This is a genomic window from Micromonospora sp. WMMD1155 (assembly GCF_029581275.1).
Classification (GTDB): Bacteria; Actinomycetota; Actinomycetes; order Mycobacteriales; family Micromonosporaceae; genus Micromonospora.
The window spans coordinates 2290620-2309169 of sequence record NZ_CP120742.1 but is presented as its reverse complement, the minus strand read 5'-3'; the positions used below and the strand labels follow the sequence as shown (position 1 = coordinate 2309169).

Here is an 18550-nt window from a genome sequence, read left to right as displayed (position 1 = left end):
GATGGGCATCGAGGAGAAGCTTCCCGCCGGCGTCCTGCTCACCTCGGTGGAGAAGCTGGTCAACTGGTCCCGGAAGTCGTCCGTGTGGGGCGCGACCTTCGGCCTGGCCTGCTGCGCCATCGAGATGATGGCCGCCGGTGGTCCGCACTACGACATGGGCCGCTGGGGCATGGAGGTCTTCCGGGCCTCGCCCCGGCAGGCCGACCTCATGATCGTGGCCGGCCGGGTCAGCCAGAAGATGGCACCGGTGCTGCGCCAGATCTACGACCAGATGGCCGAGCCCCGCTGGGTGCTGTCCATGGGCGTGTGCGCCAGCAGCGGCGGCATGTTCAACAACTACGCCATCGTGCAGGGCGTCGACCACGTGGTGCCGGTCGACATGTACCTGCCCGGCTGCCCGCCCCGGCCGGAGATGCTCATCGACGCGATCCTCAAGCTCCGCGAGAAGATCATGTATGAGCCGCTGGGGCCGAACGGTCGCAAGATGCTGGCAGCCCGCCAGGAGCGCGGCGACGTCCCGGTCGTGCCCTACGGCTCCATGCCCTCCTCCTACCGCAACGACAAGGCCCGGCGTGCCGAGTGGACCCGGGCGGTCCGCGAGGGGCGCGAGGAGCAGTTGCGGATCGAGAACTGGATGAACGCTCAGAACCACCTCCACCCGCAGGTAGGCCCGAAATGACGTCACCCATGGACAAGCCCAACGACGGTGGGGTGCCGGTGCCGGTAACCCCGGTCGGTGCCACCAGTGGCGCACCGGCCGAGTACCCGCCGGCCAGCCCGGCGGGACGCGGCATGTTCGGCAACCAGGGCACCGGCGACGTGTCCGGCTACGGCGGTCTGGTCCGCCAGCGCCAGCCCATCGAGGAGGCGTCCCGGCCGTACGGGGGCTACTTCGACGAGGTCCGCGACGCGTTGGAGGAGGCGTACCCGGCCTTCGGCGACGCGATCGAGAAGGTCGTCGTCGACCGGGGTGAGCTGACCCTGCACGTACGCCCGGAGCGCATCGCCGAGGTCTGCCAGGTGATGCGGGACGACCTGGCGCTGCGGTTCGAGCTGTGCTCGTCGGTGTCCGGCGTGGACTACCTGGGCGCCGACGAGCGTCGGCTGCACGTGGTCTACCTGCTCACCTCGATGACGTACCGGCGGCGGGTCCGGCTGGAGGCCGCGGTCTCCGTCGAGGCGCCGCACCTGCCCAGCGTGACCGCCGTCTACCCGACCGCGGACTGGCAGGAGCGGGAGGCGTACGACATGTTCGGCATCGTCTTCGACGGCCACCCCAACCTGACCCGGATCCTCATGCCGGACGACTGGGAGGGTCACCCGCAGCGCAAGGACTACCCGCTCGGCGGCGTGCCCGTCGAGTACAAGGGTGCGGAGATCCAGCCGCCGAACGAGCGGAGGTCGTACCAGTGACGACGTCGAACTACGCCAGCGAGCACGAGACCGACGAGGGTCGGGTCTTCACCGTCACCGGTGGGGACTGGGACACGATCGTCTCGGGCACCGACCCGATCAACGACGAGCGGATCGTCGTCAACATGGGTCCGCAGCACCCGTCCACGCACGGGGTGCTGCGGCTGATCCTGGAGCTGGAGGGCGAGACGGTCCGCGAGGCCCGCTCGGTCGTCGGCTACCTGCACACCGGCATCGAGAAGAACCTCGAATACCGCAACTGGGTTCAGGGTTCGACGTTCGTGACCCGGATGGACTACCTCGCCCCGATCTTCAACGAGACGGCGTACGCGCTGGCGGTCGAGAAGCTGCTCGGCATCACCGACGACATCACCGAGCGGGCCACCACCATCCGCGTGCTGATGATGGAACTCAACCGGATCTCGTCGCACCTGGTCTGGCTGGCCACCACCGGCATGGAGCTGGGCGCGATCTCGATCATGCTGTACGGCTTCCGCGAGCGGGAGTACATCCTCGACATCTTCGAGACCATCACCGGTCTGCGGATGAACCACGCGTACGTCCGGCCGGGCGGGGTCGCGCAGGACGTGCCGGACGACGCGGTCCGCAAGATCCGCGACTTCCTGACGATGATGCCGAAGAAGCTCAAGGAGTACGAGGACCTGCTCTCCGGCCAGCCGATCTGGACCGAGCGGACGAAGAACGTCGCGGTGCTGGACGTGACCGGCTGCGTGGCGCTCGGCATCACCGGGCCGGTGCTGCGCTCCGCCGGGCTCGCCTGGGACCTGCGCAAGACGATGCCGTACTGCGGCTACGAGACGTACGAGTTCGACGTGCCGACCCACCCCGACGGTGACGTGTGGGGCCGCTACCAGGTCCGGCTCGCCGAGATCCGGGAGTCGTTGAAGCTGGTCGAGCAGGCCCTGGACCGGCTCAAGCCGGGCCCGGTGATGGTCGCCGACCGCAAGATCGCCTGGCCGGCGCAGTTGGCCATCGGCGTGGACGGCATGGGCAACTCGCTGGAGCACGTCGCGAAGATCATGGGTCAGTCGATGGAGTCGCTGATCCACCACTTCAAGCTGGTGACCGAGGGCTTCCGGGTTCCGCCGGGTCAGGTGTACGTCGCCATCGAGGCGCCCCGCGGCGAGTTGGGCGTGCACGCGGTCTCCGACGGTGGCACCCGGCCGTACCGGGTGCACTACCGGGAGCCCAGCTTCGTCAACCTCCAGGCCCTCCCGGCGATGGCCGAGGGCGGCCTGATCGCCGACGTGATCGCCGGCGGTGCCTCGTTGGACCCCGTGATGGGTGGTTGTGACCGATGAGTGTTGTTTTCACTGACGAGACCCGGGAGCGGGCGCGCGAGATCATCGCCCGTTACCCGGCGGACCGCTCCCGCTCGGCGTTGCTGCCGCTGCTGCACCTGGTCCAGGCCGAAGAGGGTTACGTCTCCCCGGCCGGGGTCGCGTTCTGCGCCGAGGTGCTGGGGCTGAACAAGGCCCAGGTCGGCGCGGTGGCCACCTTCTACACGATGTACAAGCGCAAGCCGACCGGCGACTTCCTGGTCAGCGTCTGTACCAACACCATGTGCAACGTGCTCGGCGGCCAGGAGGTCTACGACACCCTCTCCGAGCACCTGGGCGTGGGGCACGACGAGACCACCGCCGACGGCACGATCACGCTGGAGCACGCCGAGTGCCTCGCGGCGTGCGACTACGGCCCGGTGATGACCGTCAACTACGACTTCTTCGACGGCGTGGATCCGTCCACCGCGGTCGGTGTCATCGACGAGCTGCGGGCGGGTGGGCGGCCGATGCCGACCCGGGGTGCCCGGCTCTGCACCCTCAAGGAGATGGCGGTGCAGCTCGCCGGTTTCGCCGACGAGCGCGACGGCGCGGTCGCCGACGGTGGGCCGGGCGAGCCCACCCTTCGTGGGTTGCGGCTGGCGCAGCAGCACGGCGTCTCGGTGCCGGGCTTCGACCCGAACACCCCGATCCGCAGCAAGGCGGAGGCGGACCGCGCCGCCGCCGAGGCGAAGGCGAAGGCCGAGGCGGCCAAGCCCGCTCCGGCTGAGGCCGCCGCGGCCCCGGTGAAGGGTGGCGACGGGGCCTCCGCCCCGACGGGGGCGGCCGGGATCGAGCCGGCGAAGCCGGCAGACGCGACGGAGCCGGCGAAGCCGGCAGACACCGGCAGCACCGCACCGGACGTGAAGGCACCGGACGACAAGTCGCCGCAGGTGCGTACCGCGGAGACCCGGCAGCCGGACGCCGACACGGCGGTGCCGGATGCCCCTGGCACGAAGGTCCCGACGGACGACACCGGCACCGCGCCCGCGGCTGGTGACGCGCGGTCGGCCGAGGCCGCCGGCGTGGCCGCCAACGCGCCGGCCGGCGACGGTAAGCCCGCCGGCGACGATGCCGGGGCGCAGGAGCGCAACCTCACCGAAGCGAAGGCCGACACGGACGCCGACGGCGCCGGACCGGCGGACGCGAGCGAAACGGGGGCCCAGAAGTGACCACTCCCCGCCCGGAGACGCTGGCCAAGCTGACGCCGGTGCTGACCAAGCGCTGGCTGTCGCCGGACGCCTGGCGGATCGGCACCTACGAGCAGCTCGACGGTTACGCCGCACTACGCAAGGCGCTCAAGGCCCACCCGGACGACCTGATTCAACTGATCAAGGACTCGGGGCTGCGGGGCCGGGGCGGCGCGGGCTTCCCGACCGGTCTCAAGTGGGGCTTCATCCCGCAGGGCGACGGAAAGCCGCACTACCTGGTGGTCAACGCCGACGAGGGCGAGCCGGGCACCTGCAAGGACCTGCCGCTGATGACCCACGACCCGCACGCGCTGGTCGAGGGCGTCATCATCGCGTCGTACGCGATCCGGGCCAGCCGCGCCTACATCTACATCCGAGGCGAGGCGGTGCACGCCGCGCGCCGGCTGCGCAACGCGGTCCAGGAGGCGTACGACAAGGGCTACCTCGGCCGGAACATCCTGCGCAGTGGCTACGACCTGGAGCTGGTGGTGCACTCCGGCGCCGGGGCGTACATCTGCGGTGAGGAGACGGCGCTGCTGGACTCGCTGGAGGGGTTCCGGGGTCAGCCCCGGCTGCGCCCGCCGTTCCCGGCCACCCACGGCCTGTACGCGAGCCCGACGGTGGTGAACAACGTCGGCACCATCGCCAGCGTGCCGCCGATCGTGCTCGGTGGGGCCGACTGGTGGAAGAGCATGGGCACCGAGAAGTCCTCCGGGCCGATGATCTACTCGCTGTCCGGCCGGGTCGCCAACCCGGGCCAGTACGAGTGCTCGATGGGTGTCACGCTGCGCGAGCTGTTGGAGCTGGCCGGTGGCATGCAGCCCGGGCACAACCTGCGGTTCTGGACCCCGGGCGGTTCGTCGACCCCGCTGCTCGCCGCCGAGCACCTGGACGTGCCGCTGGACTTCGAGGGGGTGGCGGCGGCCGGCTCGATCCTCGGCACCACGGCCACGCAGATCTTCTCCGACCAGGACTGCCCGGTCTACGCGACCTACCGGTGGCTGGAGTTCTACCACCACGAGTCGTGCGGCAAGTGCACCCCGTGCCGCGAGGGCAACTACTGGATGGTCCGGGTCTACCGGCGGATCCTCGCCGGTCAGGGTACCCACGAGGACCTGGACACCCTTCTGGACACCTGCGACAACATCCTCGGCCGTTCGTTCTGCGGTCTCGGTGACGGCGCGACCAGTTCGGTGACCTCGTCGCTGCAGTACTTCAAGCAGGACTACCTCGACTACATCGAGGGACGGACCGCACCGAAGCTCTCCGACAAGCAGCTGGTGGGAGCCCACTGATGCGAGCGCGAGGAGTGAGCGAAGCGAGCCCCGCAGTCGCGAGCGAAAGGCAAGCACTGTGACCGACGTAGCCAAGCAGACCGACCTGGTCACCCTCACCATCGACGGCGTCGAGGTCACCGCCCCCAAGGGGACGCTGCTGATCCGGGTCGCCGAGCAGATGGGTACCGAGATCCCCCGGTTCTGCGACCACCCGCTGCTGGCTCCGGCCGGCGCCTGCCGGCAGTGCCTGGTCGAGGTGGAGGGGCAGCGCAAGCCGGTGGCCTCCTGCACCCAGACCGTCGCCGACGGCATGGTCGTGCGTACCCAGATCACCTCCCCGGTGGCCAAGAAGGCGCAGGAGGGGGTGATGGAGCTGCTGCTGCTCAACCACCCGCTGGACTGCCCGATGTGTGACAAGGGCGGTGAGTGCCCGCTCCAGAACCAGGCCATGTCCACCGGCCGCACCGACTCGCGCTTCCACGAGCACAAGCGGGAGTACGAGAAGCCGATGGCGATCAGCAGCCAGGTGCTGCTGGACCGCGAGCGTTGCGTGCTCTGCCAGCGGTGCACCCGGTTCTCCGAGGAGATCGCCGGCGACAAGTTCATCGACCTGATGGGCCGGTCGTCCGCCGAGGAGATCAACATCTACCGGGACGACGCGTACGGCGAGCAGGGCGACGAGGGGGACGTCCCGTTCAACTCCTACTTCTCCGGCAACACCGTGCAGATCTGCCCGGTGGGCGCGCTGACCGGTGCCCAGTACCGCTTCCGGGCCCGCCCGTTCGACCTGGTCTCCAGCCCGAGTGTGTGCGAGCACTGCTCGGCGGGCTGCGGGCAGCGCACCGACTGGCGGCGCGGCAAGGTGCTGCGCCGGCTGGCCGGCGACGAGCCGGCGGTCAACGAGGAGTGGAACTGCGACAAGGGCCGGTGGGGCTTCCAGTACACCCGGTCCACCGAGCGGCTGACCACTCCGCTGGTCCGGGACGAGCGCACCGGTGAGCTGCGGGAGGCGTCCTGGAGCGAGGCGCTCACCGTGGCCGCCGAGGGGCTGCACGCCGCTCGGGAGGGCGGGCAGGGCACGGCGGTCCTCACCGGCGGTCGGCTGACCGTCGAGGACGCGTACGCGTACGCCAAGTTCGCCCGGGTCGCGTTGAACACCAACGACATCGACTTCCGGGCCCGGCCGGTCTCCCGCGAGGAGGCCGACTTCCTGGCCAGCTCGGTCGCCGGGGTCACCGACGTCACCTACACGGACATGGAGAACGCGCCGGCGGTGGTGCTGGTCGGCCTGGAGCCGGAGGAGGAGTGCCCGATCCTCTTCCTGCGGCTGCGCAAGGCGTACCTGAAGAAGACCCTGACGGTGTACGCGCTGGCGCCGTTCGCCACCCGCGGCCTGGAGAAGCTCGGTGCCAAGCTGGCCCGGGTCGTGCCGGGCGAGGAGGCCAGCGTGCTCGCCGAGCACGCCACGGTCGCCGAGGCGCTGAGCGCGCCGGGCGCGATCCTGATCGTCGGTGAGCGCCTGGCCGGTGTGCCGGGTGGGCTCTCCGCCGCCGCCGACGTGGCCCGGCGTACCGGCGCGAAGCTGGCCTGGGTGCCGCGGCGCGCGGGCGACCGCGGTGCTGTCGACGCGGGCTGCCTGCCCAACCTGCTCCCCGGTGGCCGCCTGGTCACCGAGCCCGCCGCCCGGGCCGAGCTGGGTGAGGCGTGGGACATCCCGGCCGGGGTGATCCCGAGCCAGGCCGGTCGGGACACCGACGGGATCCTCACCGCCGCCGCCAACGGGCAGCTCGGTGCGCTCGTCGTCGGCGGTGTCGACCCGGCCGACCTGGCCGACCCGCGCCTGGCCGAGTCCGCGTTGGACGCGGTGCCGTTCCTGGTCAGCCTGGAGCTGCGCGCCAGCGCGGTGACCCGGCGCGCCGACGTGGTGCTGCCGGTCGCCCCGGTGGTCGAGAAGTCCGGCAGCTTCCTGGACTGGGAGGGTCGGCTGCGTCCGTTCGACGCGGTGCTGAACACGTCCGCGATGACCGACGGCCGCGTCCTCGACGCGCTCGCCGCTCTGCTGGACGTGCGGCTCGGCACCGCCGACGTGCCGAGCGTGCGTCGTGAGCTGGGCTCGCTGCCGGCGACCCGGACGTCCCGGCCGGCCGCGCCGTCGGTGGCGCCGGGCCGGGTGCCGCAGCCGAACGCCGGGGAGGCGGTGCTGGCCACCTGGCACCAACTGGTGGACCTCGGCACCCTGACCGAGGGCGACGAGAACCTCGCCGGGACGGCCCGCCCGCCGGTGGTCCGGCTGGGCAAGGGCACCGCCGAGGCGCTCGGGGTGGCCGACGGTGACGCCGTCACCGTCGGCACCGACCGGGGCGCGCTGACCCTGCCGGCGGAGCTCACCGAGATGCCGGACGGTGTGGTCTGGCTGCCGACCAACTCACCCGGCTCGACCGTGCGACGCAGCCTCGGGGCGACGTCCGGCACCGTCGTCCGGATCTCCGTCCCCGCATCGGGTACGGCCATCCCGGCCGGACGCGTGGCGGCCGACGAGACCATCCTCAGTTCTGGGGGTAACCAGTGAGTGCGAGGAGTGAACGAGCGCAGCGAGTGAGCCCCGCAGTCGCGAACGAGAGGTGGGCACAGTGAACTCGATCGTCCTGGCCCAGGATCCGACGCTCGCCGACTTCGGCCGGGATCCGTGGTGGCTGGTGCTCGGCAAGATCGTCTTTGCGTTCGCCTTCGGTCTGCTGGCCACCCTGCTCGGGGTCTGGTTCGAACGCCGCGTGGTCGGCTACATGCAGGTGCGGCCCGGCCCCAACCAGGTCGGCCCGTTCGGCCTGCTGCAGACCCTCGCCGACGGCCTGAAGATGGCCTTCAAGGAGGACATCCTGCCGAAGGCGGCCGACAAGGTCGTCTACTTCTTCGCCCCGACCATCTCGGTGATCTGCGCGGTCACCGCCCTGTCGGTGATCCCGTTCGGCCCGATGGTGAGCATCTTCGGCCACCACACGCCGTTGCAGGTCACCGACGTGCCGGTGGCGGTGCTGCTGCTGCTCGCCTGCTCGTCGATGGGCGTCTACGGCATCGTGCTGGGCGGTTGGGCCTCCGGCTCGACGTACCCGCTGCTCGGTGGTCTGCGGTCGAGCGCCCAGATGATCTCCTACGAGGTCGCCATGGGGCTCTCCATCGTGGCGGTGTTCATGACCGCCGGCACGATGAGCACCAGCGGGATCGTCGCCGCCCAGGGCGACGCCACGCGGCTGACCATCGGCGGCTTCGAGATCCCGGCGCCGGGCTGGTACGCGATCCTGCTGCTGCCCAGCTTCATCATCTTCTTCATCGCCACCGTCGGTGAGACCAACCGGGCGCCGTTCGACCTCCCCGAGGCCGAGTCCGAGCTGGTCGCCGGCTTCATGACGGAGTACAGCTCGCTGAAGTTCGCGCTGTTCATGCTCAGCGAGTACGTCGCGATGGTGACCATGTCCGCGGTCACCACCACGCTGTTCCTCGGTGGGTGGCGGGCGCCGTGGCCGATCACCCTCTGGGAGGGTGCCAACTCCGGTTGGTGGCCGATGCTGTGGTTCTTCGGCAAGGTGATCGCGCTGGTCTTCGTCTTCGTGTGGCTGCGCGGCACGCTGCCCCGGCTGCGCTACGACCAGTTCATGCGCCTCGGGTGGAAGGTGCTGCTGCCGATCAACCTGGTCTGGATCCTGGTCCTGTCGGGCCTGCGCTCCATCGAGGACTGGGACACGCAGGGCAAGGTCATCGCCGTCAGCATCCCGGCCGGCATCCTGCTGATCGCCACGCTCTTCTGGCCCAGCAAGAAGCCGCAGCCCAAACCGACGACGCAGGAACAGGTCGACAACCGGCCGTACGGGAGTTTCCCGCTGCCGCCGATGGATCTACAGGTACCACCGAGCCCGCGTATCACGCGCGTGGTCGCCGAGCGGGAGCCGGCCAACATCGTCGCCGGCTCGGACTCCAGGGAGGTGTGACGTGGGCGCGATCACCGGAACGTTCAAGGGATTCGGTGTCACCTTCTCGCACATGTTCAGGAAGGTCGTCACCACCGACTACCCGTTCAAGCCGCCGGTGTCGGCGCCGCGCTACCACGGGCGGCACATCCTCAACCGGCACCCGGACGGCCTGGAGAAGTGCATCGGCTGCGAGCTGTGCGCGTGGGCCTGCCCGGCGGACGCCATCTACGTCGAGGGTGGCGACAACACCGACGAGCAGCGCTTCTCGCCGGGTGAGCGGTACGCCAGCATCTACCAGATCAACTACGCCCGGTGCATCTTCTGCGGGCTGTGCATCGAGGCCTGCCCGACCCGGTCGCTCACCATGAGCAACGAGTACGAGCTGGCCCGGGACAACCGGCAGGACCTGATCTTCACCAAGGAGCAGTTGCTCGCCCCGCTGCTGGAGGGCATGGAGCAGCCGCCGCACCCGATGCGGCTCGGTGACAGCGAGAAGGACTACTACGTCGGCGCGCTGGACAACCCGGGCACCTCCGCCGGTGCGGAGACGTCCCCGATGGGCCCCGGCCGCTACCAGGTCGAGGAGCACCCCGGCGTGACGTTCCCGGGCGCCGAGCAGGCCGCCCAGCGCGTGGCGGCCGGCAAGGGAGAGAAAGAATGACCACGTCTACGGTGCTCGCCGCGGCGAACTCGGTCTCCGGGGGCGAGGCGGTCACCTTCTGGATCCTCGCCCCGCTCGCGTTGCTCGGCGGGATCGGGATGGTGGCCGCGCGCAACGCCGTGCACTCGGCGCTGTGGCTGGTGCTGACCATGCTCTGCCTGGGCGTGTTCTACGTGCTCCAGGCCGGTCCGTTCATCGGCATGGTGCAGATCATCGTCTACACCGGCGCGATCATGATGCTGTTCCTGTTCGTGCTGATGCTCGTCGGTAGGGACTCCACCGACTCGCTGATCGAGACGCTGCGCGGTCAGCGGGTCGCCGCGATCGTGCTCGGTGTGGGCTTCGCCGGCCTGGTCGGCACCGGTCTCTACCAGGCGCTGGACAACGCCCCCGCGGTCGGCCTGGACCAGGTCAACGCCGAGGGCAACGTGCAGGGCATCGCCCGGCTGCTGTTCACCAAGTACGTCTTCGCGTTCGAGCTGACCTCGGCGCTGCTGATCACCGCTGCGGTCGGTGCCATGGTGCTGGCCCACGTCGAGCGGCGTAAGCAGGACAAGGTCGACCAGGTGTCGACCATGCGGGCGCGCTTCGCCCCGGGCAACTACCCCGGTCCGAAGCCCGGCCCCGGTGTCTTCGCGACCTCCTCCTCGGTGGCCACCCCGGCCCGGCTGCCCGACGGCCGCCTGACCGACCGCAGCACCCCGTCGATCCTCCCGCAGCGCGAGCTGACCGCCGAGGAGACCTCCCTGAAGGGGACGGATCGGTGAGCGCGAGGAGTGCAGCGAAGCGGAGCCCCGCAGTCGCGAACGAGAGGCAGGCCCGGTGAGCGCGTGGAGTGCAGCGAAGCGGAGCCCCGCAGTCGCAAACGGAGGGCGAGACAAGTAATGGAGAGCTTCTTCTCGGTCGAGCCGAGCTACTACCTCGTCCTCGCCGCTGTGCTGTTCACCATCGGCGCCGCCGGTGTGCTGATCCGGCGCAACGCGATCGTGCTGTTCATGTGCGTGGAGTTGATGCTCAACGCGGCCAACCTGACGCTGGTCACCTTCAGCCGGATCAACGGTGACCTCAACGGCCAGATCATGGCGTTCTTCGTGATGGTGGTGGCGGCGGCCGAGGTCGTGGTCGGGCTCGCGATCATCATGGCCATCTTCCGGACGCGACGCTCGGCGAGCGTCGACGACGCCAACCTGCTGAAGTACTAGAGGGGTCCACCGGTGGAAGAGACTGTGGAATACGCCCAGGCCACGGGGCTGCTCGGGGGCGTCTGGCTGCTGGTGGCGATCCCGCTGCTCAGCGCGGCCATCCTGCTGCTGCTCGGCCGGCGTGCCGACCGCTGGGGGCACTGGCTGGGTGTGGCGGCCATCGGTGCCGCGTTCGTCCTCGGCCTGTCCTTCTTCTTCCAGCTGCGTGGCCTGGAGAACAAGTCGGTCGAGCTGAGCCTCTGGGACTTCATCGCGGTCGGTGACCTGCGCGTCGACTTCGGCCTGCTGTTCGACCCGCTGGCCGCGGTCTTCGTGCTGCTGATCACCGGGGTGGGCTTCCTGATCCACCTGTACGCGGTGGAGTACATGGCGCACGACGCGGGTCGCCGCCGGTTCTTCGCGTACTTCAACCTGTTCGTCGCGGCGATGCTGCTGCTGGTGCTCGGCAACAACTACGTGATGCTGTACTTCGGCTGGGAGGGCGTCGGTCTGGCGTCGTACCTGCTGATCTCGTTCTGGACCGAGCGGCCCAGCGCGGCCACCGCCGGTAAGAAGGCGTTCCTGATGAACCGGGTCGGCGACGCCGGCCTGGCCATCGGCATCTTCATCATGTTCGCCACCCTGGGCACCACCCAGTACGACGAGGTGTTCAACGGGGTCGGCTCGCTGACCGGCGCGACGGTGCTGGTCCTCGGTCTGCTGCTGCTGCTCGGCGCGGCCGGCAAGTCCGGCCAGTTCCCGCTCCAGGCGTGGTTGCCGGACGCGATGGAGGGCCCGACCCCGGTGTCGGCGCTCATCCACGCCGCCACCATGGTCACCGCGGGCGTCTACCTGATCGCCCGGTCCAACCCGGTCTTCTCCGCGAACTCGACGCTGCAACTCGTGGTGGTCAGCGTCGGTGCGCTCACCCTGCTGATCGGCTGCGTCATCGGTGCGGCCAAGGACGACATCAAGCGGGTGCTCGCCTGGTCGACGGTGAGCCAGATCGGCTACATGTTCGTCGGCGTCGGCCTGGGCGGTGGCGCGTACGCGCTGGCCATCATCCACCTGCTGGCGCACGGCTTCTTCAAGGCCAACATGTTCCTGGGTGCCGGTTCGGTGATGCACGGCATGAAGGACCAGGTCGACATCCGCCGCTTCGGTGGGCTGTCGAAGCACATGAAGATCACCTGGTTGACGTTCATGATGGGCTGGCTGGCCATCATCGGCATGTTCCCGTTCTCCGGCTTCTTCTCCAAGGAGCCGATCATCGTGGCCGCCTTCGAGCGGGAGGACTGGACCGCCTGGCTCTTCGGCGGTGCGGCGCTGCTCGGCGCGGGGCTGACCGCGTTCTACATGACGCGACTGTTCGTGCTCACGTTCCACGGCCCGAAGCGGTGGACCGAGGACATCGAGCACCCGCACGAGTCGCCGAAGCTGATGACGATCCCGCTGATCCTGCTGGCGGTCGGTTCGGTCGGAGCCGGCTACCTGCTCTCCACCTCGGTGCCGGACTGGCTGACGGCCACCGCCGGGCTGGGCGGTGAGCACGCGGAGCATGAACCGGTTCTCTCGCACCTCATGATCACGATCCTGTCGCTGCTGGTCACCGTGCTCGGTGCCGGGCTCGCCTGGTTCCTGTTCCGGGCCGGTACGGCCACCGCGCCGCAGCCGGCCGGTGTGCTGGTCACCGCCGCCCGACGCAACCTCTACACCGACGCGTTCAACGAGGCGGTCTTCGAGAAGCCGGGCATCTTCCTCACCCGGGCGCTGGTGTTCCTCGACAACCGGGGCATCGACGGGCTGGTCAACGGCCTCGCCGCCGCGGTCGGCGGTGGTTCGGGTCGGCTCCGGCGGATGCAGACCGGCTTCGTCCGCTCGTACGCCACCTCGATCCTGGCCGGTGCGCTGCTGGTGATGGCGGCGTTCCTGGCGGTGCAGGCCGGGTGGTTGGCGTGATCGACCTCTTCCCGGCCGCCCCCGCCGGCGGACCACGCAGTGACGACGGAGGTAAGGCCGCATAATGTCCAACTTCCCGTTCCTCTCGGTGCTCACCGTGGCGCCACTGGTGGGCGCCCTGGTGGTGGCCTTCCTGCCGCGCCACCGGCCGGAGCTGGCCAAGCAGGTGGCGTTCGCCTGGTCGCTGCTCGTGCTGGTGCTCTCGGTGGTGATGTGGGTCAGCTTCAACGCCGGCGGTGACCGGTTCCAGTTCCGCGAGTCGTACTCGTGGATCCCGAACTGGGGCGTGAGCTTCACCTTCGCGGCCGACGGCATCGCGCTGGTGATGCTGATGCTGATCGCGGTGCTGGTGCCGTTGGTGATCCTGGCGTCCTGGCACGACGCCGATTCGTCGAAGCGGTCGGTGCCCGTCTACTTCGCGCTGCTGCTGGTCCTCGAGTGCACGATGATCGGTGTCTTCGCGGCCGCCGACGTCTTCCTGTTCTACGTGTTCTTCGAGGTCATGCTCGTCCCGATGTACTTCCTGATCGGCAGCTACGGCGGCCACCAGCGGCAGTACGCGGCGGTGAAGTTCTTCCTCTACTCGCTCGTCGGCGGTCTGTTCATGCTGGCCGCGGTGATCGGCCTGTGGGTGGTCGGCGGCAAGACCTTCGACTGGCAGGCGCTGTCGCAGGTCGACATCAGCACCGGCACCGAGCGGTGGCTGTTCCTCGGCTTCTTCCTCGCGTTCGCCATCAAGGCGCCGTTCTTCCCGTTCCACACCTGGCTGCCGGACGCCGGTGGCGCGGCCCCCGCGGGTGCCGCCGCGCTGCTGGTCGGCGTGCTGGACAAGGTCGGCACGTTCGGCATCCTGCGCTACTGCCTGCCGCTGTTCCCGGAGGCGTCGAAGTGGTTCGCGCCGTGGGCGCTGGCGCTGGGCGTGATCGGCATCGTCTACGCGGCACTGCTGGCGGTCGGTCAGAATGACCTCAAGCGGCTGGTGTCGTACACCTCGATCGCGCACTTCGGTTTCATCGGGGTGGGCATCTTCGCCTTCACCACCCAGGCCGGCACCGGTGCGGTGCTCTACATGCTCAACCACGGCTTGGCCACCGGCCTGCTCTTCCTGGTGGTCGGCATGCTGATCGCCCGGCGCGGCTCGGCGTTGATCAGCGACTTCGGTGGCGCCGGGAAGCTGGTGCCGGTGCTCGCCGGGGTGCTCTTCTTCGCCGGTCTCGCCTCACTCGCACTGCCGGGGACGGCACCGTTCATCTCCGAGTTCCTGGTGCTGATCGGCACCTTCACGGTGAACAAGCCGGTCGCGGTCATCGCCACGCTCGGCATCATCCTGGCCGCCGCGTACGTGCTGTGGATGGTGCAGCGCACCACCCAGGGGACCCTCAACCCCGCGCTGACCGAGGTCGACGGGATGCGGCGGGATCTCAACCTGCGCGAGAAGGTCGTGGTCGCTCCCCTGATCGCTCTGATCGTGCTGCTCGGCTTCTTCCCCAAGCCGGTCACTGACGTGATCAACCCGGCCGTCCAGGCGACCATGGACGACATCGGCAGAACCGACCCGGCCCCGTCGGTGGGCACCGTCCAGGAGGCGGCAAAGTGACCGAGTTGAAACTGCCGTCGATCGACTACGCGGCGCTCTCCCCGATCCTGATCATGCTGGGCACCGCGCTGCTCGGCGTGCTGGTCGAGGCCCTCGTGCCCCGGCGCTGGCGGCACGTGGTGCAGCTGACGGTGGCGCTGCTGGCGGTGCTCGCGGCACTGACCATGGTGGTCCTCAACGCCGACGAGCGGATCATCACCGCCGGCCAGGCGCTCGCGATCGACGGGCCGACGCTGTTCCTGCAGGGCGCGATCCTGGTCCTGGCCGCGATGGCGCTGCTGCTGATCGGTGACCGCTCGGTCGAGCGGGGCGGGGCGTTCGTCGCCCAGGCCGCGGTGACCGCCGAGTCGGCCGACGACCGGCGGCAGGCCGAGGGGCGTAACGGCCTCACCGAGGTCTACCCGCTCACCACGTTCGCGATCGGCGGCATGCTGATCTTCGTGGCGGCGAACGATCTGCTGACCATGTTCATCGCGCTGGAGGTCTTCTCCCTGCCGCTCTACCTGCTCTGCGCGCTGGCCCGTCGCCGGCGTCTGCTGAGCCAGGAGGCGGCGATGAAGTACTTCCTGCTGGGCGCGTACGCCTCCGCGTTCTTCCTGTTCGGGGTGGCGCTGATCTACGGCTTCACGTCCGGCATCCCGGGCCGCCCGGCCAGCGTCGACTTCGCCACGATCGACGCGGCGGTGGGCGAGTCCCCGGCCAGCCCGGTGCTGCTCTTCGCCGGCATGGCGCTGCTCGCGATCGGTCTGCTCTTCAAGGCCGCGGCGGCACCGTTCCACGTCTGGACCCCGGACGTCTACCAGGGTGCGCCGACCCCGGTCACCGGGTTCATGGCGGCGTGCACCAAGGTCGCCGCGTTCGGCGCCCTGCTGCGGGTCTTCCACGTCGCGTTCGCCGACGCCAGTTGGGACTTCACCCCGGTCCTCGGCGCCATCGCGGTGCTGACCATGCTGGTCGGCGCGGTGCTCGCGGTCACCCAGACCGACATCAAGAGGCTGCTCGCGTACTCCTCGATCGCCAACGCCGGCTACCTGCTGGTCGGTGTGCTGGCGCCGAGCCGCGACGGGCTCTCCGGGACGATGTTCTACCTGGTCGCGTACGGCTTCTCGGTGCTGGCCGCGTTCGCGGTGGTGACCCTGGTCCGGGACACCGACGGGGAGGCCACCCACCTGTCCCGTTGGGCCGGGCTGGGTCGGCGGTCGCCGTTCTTCGCCGCGCTGTTCACGTTCATCCTGCTGGCGTTCGCCGGTATCCCGTTGACCAGTGGGTTCACCAGCAAGTTCGCCATCTTCGGGCCGGCGCTCGACGGTGGTCAGGCCTGGCTGGTGATCGCCGGTGTGCTGACCAGCATGGTGCTGGCGTTCCCGTACCTGCGCGTCGTGGTGATGATGTGGCTGTCCGAGCCGGGCCAGTCCACTCCGACCGTCATGGTGCCCGGCGGGCTCACCTCCGCCGCATTGATGATCGGTGTGTTGGCCACCCTGGTGCTGGGCGTCGCCCCGGCGCCGCTGCTCGATCTGGCCACCGGAGCTGCCGAATTCGTTCGATGACGCAGAGATCGACCACCGGGGGGCGGCGCGTGCTCACGCGTCGGCCCCTCGGTGCGTATCCCCGACCCGGAGCAGGTCGAACGGGTGTGGCATGGTTGATAGCGTGGTGAATCCGGCGGGTGAGCGTTCAGGTGCCTCCGGCTCCGGCGGTCGGCGGGGTCGGGCGAGCACGAGTCAGTTCGGCGCGATCGGGCTCAACCTTGCCGATCCGCGGGTCGAGGCGTCCGTGCTGGCTGTGCTGGACACGGTCGAGGTCGAGTTGCGGGCCAGTGTGGCCAGCGCCGACCCGTTCGTCACCGAGGCCGCCCGGCATCTCCTGGAGGCCGGTGGGAAGCGTTTCCGGCCGCTCCTGGTGGCGCTCGGCGCCCAGTTCGGTGACCCGACCGGCCCGCAGGTGGTCCCGGCTGCCGTGGTGATGGAGCTCACTCACCTCGCCACCCTCTACCACGACGACGTGATGGACGAGGCTGTCGTCCGCCGGGGCGCGGCGAGCGCGAACTCCCGGTGGACCAACTCGCTCGCGATCCTGGTCGGCGACTATCTCTTCGCCCGCGCGGCGGACATCGCCGCCGACCTGGGCCCCGAGGCCGTCCGGTTGCAGGCGCGCACGTTCGCCCGGCTGGTGCACGGCCAGATCGCGGAGACGGTGGGGCCGCGTGCCGGGGACGATCCGGTGACCCACTACCTGAACGTGATCGCCGACAAGACCGGTTCGCTGATCGCCACGTCGATCCGGTTCGGCGGCATGTTCGGTGGCGCCGCCCCCGAGCACGTCGAGGCCCTCGCCGGGTACGGCGAGACGATCGGTGTCGCCTTCCAGCTCACCGACGACCTGCTCGACATCGCCTCGGAGTCGGTGCAGTCGGGCAAGACGCCCGGCACCGACCTGCGCGAGGGGGTCCCGACGCTGCCGGTGCTCTACGCCCGCCAGTCGGACGACGCGGACGCGTCCTCGGTGCGTCTGCGGGAGATCCTGGCGACCGGGCCGCTGACCGACGACGCGCTGCACGCCGAGGCGTTGGGGCTGCTCCGGGAGAGCCCGGCGCTCAAGCGTGCCCGGGAGACCGTGCGCAGTTACGCCGAAGACGCCCGCGCGAGCCTGGCTCCCCTTCCGGCGGGCCCGTCCCGGCAGGCGCTCGAATCGCTCTGCGACTACATCGCCGACCGCACCAGCTGATCTCCGCCCCGGCTCGCGGCAGCGGCGGCGGCGCGGGTCAGGAGGCGGCCGCCGCCGAGCATGAGGACGGCGGCGAGCAGCATGGACACCGCCGCGGTGGTCCACATGGCGGAGTAGCCGAGGTGGGCGGCGAGAGGGCCCATGCTCAGCGGGCCGAGACAGCCCCCCGCGTACACCCCGGTCTGGGTGATCGAGGTGGCGGCGGCCGGTGACTGCGGATGGAGCCGGACCACCGCGAAGGTCATCAGGCCCGGCCAGGCCCAACCCAGACCGAAACCGAGCAGCACGCCGACCACCAGCGGCACCGTGCCGGTCAGCGCGAGCAGGCCCAGCCCGGCCGCGCCGACGACGAGCATCGCGGCGATGAGGGCGACGTGGCCGGTGGCCCGGCGGTCGGCGAGCCAGCCGGTGCCCACCCGGGCCGCGACGCAGACCGCGCTGCCCAGCGTCAGGGTCAGGCCGGCGAGGCCCGGCGACATGCCCCGCGCGGCTGCGGAGTCCACCAGGAAGGTGCCCAGCGCGTTCGCTGCGGCCGCCGCCAACGTCGCCCCAGCGCCGACCACCACCAGCGCCGCCGTCGCCCGGCCGGCGCGCGCCGCGCCGGCTCGTCGCGGCGGGCCAGGAACCGCCCGGGGTACGGCGGGCAGCGTCGTCATCGCGGCCACCGCTGCCGCCACGAACGCCCACCGCCAGCCGACGGTGAGCGCGATGGTGGGCACCGCCGCGCCGGCCAGCAGGGTGGAGATCGGGATCGCGGCCTGCTTGACACCGAACGACAGGCCCTGCCGTCGGGCCGGCACGTGCTGAGCCAGCGCGGCGTTGCTCGCCAACTGACCCAGGGCGTTCGCGGCGGCGCTGAGGGCCAGCAGACCGACCAACACCGGGTACGACCGGGCGACAGCCGCCACGGCCAGCATCGACCCGGCGGCCAGCAGGATGCCGCAGCGGGCCACCAGGGCCGGGCCGTACCGCTCGACGAGGCGGCCGGAGGGCACCGAGGCCAACGCGCTGACGCCGAAGTAGACGGATACGGCCAGACCGAGGCCGGCCGGGGAGAAGCCGAGGTCGGTGCCCATCTGCACGGCGAGACCACCGAGCAGGAACACGGGGAGTACGCAGGCCACGGTGGTGGCGACCGCGCCGGCGCTGGCCCGGACCGGGTGGGATCGGGCGGCGGTGGGCTCGGGGGTGACGGCGGTGTGTCTCATCGTCCGGCAAACCTACGTGAATCCCGCTCAGA

Annotated in this window: 15 protein-coding genes; 14 read left to right on the top strand and 1 reads right to left on the bottom strand. The window is 70.2% G+C overall.

The features are described from left to right. Window position 1 precedes the first annotated feature (1 nt). The 14 genes from O7617_RS10335 (at window position 2) to O7617_RS10270 (ending at window position 17310) form a co-directional block, all read left to right on the top strand. Window positions 2-679 (top strand): NADH-quinone oxidoreductase subunit B, encoded by a 678-nt coding sequence (locus tag O7617_RS10335; RefSeq protein ID WP_145785918.1) that lies wholly within the window; start codon window positions 2-4, stop codon window positions 677-679. Next, window positions 676-1413 (top strand): NADH-quinone oxidoreductase subunit C, encoded by a 738-nt coding sequence (locus O7617_RS10330; RefSeq protein WP_282263116.1) that lies wholly within the window; start codon window positions 676-678, stop codon window positions 1411-1413. Before O7617_RS10335 ends, O7617_RS10330 begins: the two co-directional genes overlap by 4 nt. Then, the gene (locus tag O7617_RS10325; RefSeq protein WP_282263114.1) at window positions 1410-2735 is read left to right on the top strand and encodes an NADH-quinone oxidoreductase subunit D; all 1326 of its coding nucleotides are present in this window, start codon (window positions 1410-1412) and stop codon (window positions 2733-2735) included. The genes O7617_RS10330 and O7617_RS10325 overlap by 4 nt, the downstream gene beginning before the upstream one ends. Next, the gene (gene nuoE / locus O7617_RS10320) at window positions 2732-3925 is read left to right on the top strand and encodes an NADH-quinone oxidoreductase subunit NuoE (protein ID WP_282263112.1); all 1194 of its coding nucleotides are present in this window, start codon (window positions 2732-2734) and stop codon (window positions 3923-3925) included. Before O7617_RS10325 ends, nuoE begins: the two co-directional genes overlap by 4 nt. After that, on the top strand, window positions 3922-5238 hold the full coding sequence (nuoF, locus tag O7617_RS10315; protein ID WP_282263111.1) for an NADH-quinone oxidoreductase subunit NuoF: 1317 nt from the start codon (window positions 3922-3924) through the stop codon (window positions 5236-5238). Before nuoE ends, nuoF begins: the two co-directional genes overlap by 4 nt. A 58-nt stretch (window positions 5239-5296) precedes the next feature. Beyond that, window positions 5297-7789, top strand: a complete 2493-nt coding sequence (locus tag O7617_RS10310; protein WP_282263109.1) for an NADH-quinone oxidoreductase subunit G — start codon at window positions 5297-5299, stop codon at window positions 7787-7789. A 61-nt stretch (window positions 7790-7850) separates the two neighbouring features. Continuing rightward, a complete protein-coding gene (gene nuoH, locus O7617_RS10305) occupies window positions 7851-9203 on the top strand; it encodes an NADH-quinone oxidoreductase subunit NuoH (RefSeq protein ID WP_282263107.1) in 1353 nt (450 codons plus the stop codon). A gap of 1 nt (window position 9204) precedes the next feature. Continuing rightward, window positions 9205-9846: an NADH-quinone oxidoreductase subunit NuoI gene (gene nuoI / locus O7617_RS10300; protein ID WP_282263106.1), complete on the top strand. Its 642-nt coding sequence runs from the start codon at window positions 9205-9207 to the stop codon at window positions 9844-9846. After that, window positions 9843-10613 (top strand): NADH-quinone oxidoreductase subunit J, encoded by a 771-nt coding sequence (locus O7617_RS10295; RefSeq protein WP_282263105.1) that lies wholly within the window; start codon window positions 9843-9845, stop codon window positions 10611-10613. The genes nuoI and O7617_RS10295 overlap by 4 nt, the downstream gene beginning before the upstream one ends. A gap of 117 nt (window positions 10614-10730) precedes the next feature. Next, window positions 10731-11048 (top strand): NADH-quinone oxidoreductase subunit NuoK, encoded by a 318-nt coding sequence (gene nuoK / locus O7617_RS10290; protein ID WP_282263103.1) that lies wholly within the window; start codon window positions 10731-10733, stop codon window positions 11046-11048. Window positions 11049-11060: 12 nt separating this feature from the next. Next, window positions 11061-12986 carry an NADH-quinone oxidoreductase subunit L gene (gene nuoL / locus O7617_RS10285; protein WP_282263102.1) on the top strand — a complete coding sequence of 642 codons (1926 nt, stop codon included), beginning with the start codon at window positions 11061-11063 and terminating at the stop codon, window positions 12984-12986. Between the two features lie 64 nt (window positions 12987-13050). Continuing rightward, window positions 13051-14583, top strand: a complete 1533-nt coding sequence (locus O7617_RS10280) for an NADH-quinone oxidoreductase subunit M (protein ID WP_282263101.1) — start codon at window positions 13051-13053, stop codon at window positions 14581-14583. Continuing rightward, on the top strand, window positions 14580-16133 hold the full coding sequence (nuoN, locus tag O7617_RS10275; RefSeq protein ID WP_282263100.1) for an NADH-quinone oxidoreductase subunit NuoN: 1554 nt from the start codon (window positions 14580-14582) through the stop codon (window positions 16131-16133). The genes O7617_RS10280 and nuoN overlap by 4 nt, the downstream gene beginning before the upstream one ends. 91 nt (window positions 16134-16224) lie before the next feature. Next, window positions 16225-17310: a polyprenyl synthetase family protein gene (locus O7617_RS10270; protein WP_282263098.1), complete on the top strand. Its 1086-nt coding sequence runs from the start codon at window positions 16225-16227 to the stop codon at window positions 17308-17310. Here O7617_RS10270 and O7617_RS10265 read toward each other — a convergent pair. Next, window positions 17286-18518: an MFS transporter gene (locus O7617_RS10265; protein ID WP_282263097.1), complete on the bottom strand. Its 1233-nt coding sequence runs from the start codon at window positions 18516-18518 to the stop codon at window positions 17286-17288. The two genes, O7617_RS10270 and O7617_RS10265, sit on opposite strands and share 25 nt — an antisense overlap. Window positions 18519-18550 lie beyond the last annotated feature (32 nt).

Coding starts and splice junctions, on each gene's coding strand:
- O7617_RS10335 (WP_145785918.1), top strand. CDS start 2: ATGGGCATCGAGGAGAAGCTTCCCGCCGGCGTCCTGCTCACCTCGGTG.
- O7617_RS10330 (WP_282263116.1), top strand. CDS start 676: ATGACGTCACCCATGGACAAGCCCAACGACGGTGGGGTGCCGGTGCCG.
- nuoE (WP_282263112.1), top strand. CDS start 2,732: ATGAGTGTTGTTTTCACTGACGAGACCCGGGAGCGGGCGCGCGAGATC.
- O7617_RS10295 (WP_282263105.1), top strand. CDS start 9,843: ATGACCACGTCTACGGTGCTCGCCGCGGCGAACTCGGTCTCCGGGGGC.
- nuoK (WP_282263103.1), top strand. CDS start 10,731: ATGGAGAGCTTCTTCTCGGTCGAGCCGAGCTACTACCTCGTCCTCGCC.
- O7617_RS10280 (WP_282263101.1), top strand. CDS start 13,051: ATGTCCAACTTCCCGTTCCTCTCGGTGCTCACCGTGGCGCCACTGGTG.
- O7617_RS10270 (WP_282263098.1), top strand. CDS start 16,225: ATGGTTGATAGCGTGGTGAATCCGGCGGGTGAGCGTTCAGGTGCCTCC.
- O7617_RS10265 (WP_282263097.1), bottom strand. CDS start 18,518: ATGAGACACACCGCCGTCACCCCCGAGCCCACCGCCGCCCGATCCCAC.